Annotated in this window: 1 protein-coding gene; it reads right to left on the minus strand. The window is 39.5% G+C overall.

The genetic code is table 11. The annotated features are described in order from the left end of the window. Positions 1 to 751 (minus strand): DUF2935 domain-containing protein (locus AYJ08_RS05435; protein ID WP_064016881.1); only part of this gene is annotated, 751 nt, incomplete at its 3' end. Positions 752 to 1,067 lie beyond the last annotated feature (316 nt).

The following is a 1,067-nucleotide window of genomic DNA, read 5'->3' on the forward strand; positions in this document are numbered from 1 at the left end:
CGGATAGCTTCATCAAATAATAACACTCTTCCCGTGACATATGATCTGCCATAAGTGGAGACAACGTTCCTAATACTTCATCCTTTAATCGTAGCTCTTCTAATTCATGTAAAAAGCCCTGAAAAAGTTGAATTTCCATTTCAGCCTGATGATTAAAACGACTGAGTGCTGGAAATTCAGATAAATTTGTTCGTAGGTAGCCAGCTAATTCGATTGCTTTTAGGTAAAAGTGCTGAAATTGTTTCGTAAAGTGCTTGCTTTTTTGTCTGTAGTCATTTTCCACCATATCAAGCAGAGAAGTGATGGTATCAGCATGACCCGCAGCATCAGAGAGCCATAGCAGATGAAAGTGAAGAGGATGAAATGAAGGGGGCCAATTACCAGTTAAACAGGCCTCCAAGATTCGTTCATATTCTTCCAGTTCATTCACCATATGGTTTATAAAAGTTGGAGGAAGGCTGATGGAAATCTTACCAATAAGATGTCGTTCTAGAAGATGAAGTTTAAACTGGCGTAGATTTTTTGTCTCGGTAACTGCTTGTTGGTTGAGTGTATTAATTTCTTCAGCTGACAAATTCCTGCGTGCATAATCTAATAACTTGTCAAATGTGTGGATAAAGTAGTTAGCCTGCTCGATGTCTGCTTGCTCTTTCGGAGCCAATGAATCAAAAATAAATCGGGAATGATCTCCCAGGATTTGTAGCCAAAAACGGTGTTCAAACAGAATATCATCGCGAGAATTTTTATTCACGTTGTTCCCTCCCTTATATAGTCCAGAATATGTGTGTAAAGCCAGAGGTATGTTAGGGGTTTCTAGATAATCGAAAAGCTAAAAACGTGGATATTACGTCGTATATGGAGGGTACTTAAATGGATCAATGTCCAAATTCAAAGGATTTTACGTTAAGAGCCGTACGCTTTATTTGAGCGGTGAACAAGGGTACAAAACACTTACAAGGGATCTCGGCATTAGTGACCCAAACCTTATTTACGTCAAATCCGTGGTACAGTGCAGTTCCTTCGCTAGATGAAAAAAGGCTGCAAGTTGCCTCCACGTTTGGATTTGT

It is taken from the genome of Brevibacillus sp. SKDU10 (assembly GCF_001645205.1).
GTDB classification, from domain to species: domain Bacteria; phylum Bacillota; class Bacilli; order Brevibacillales; family Brevibacillaceae; genus Brevibacillus_B; species Brevibacillus_B halotolerans.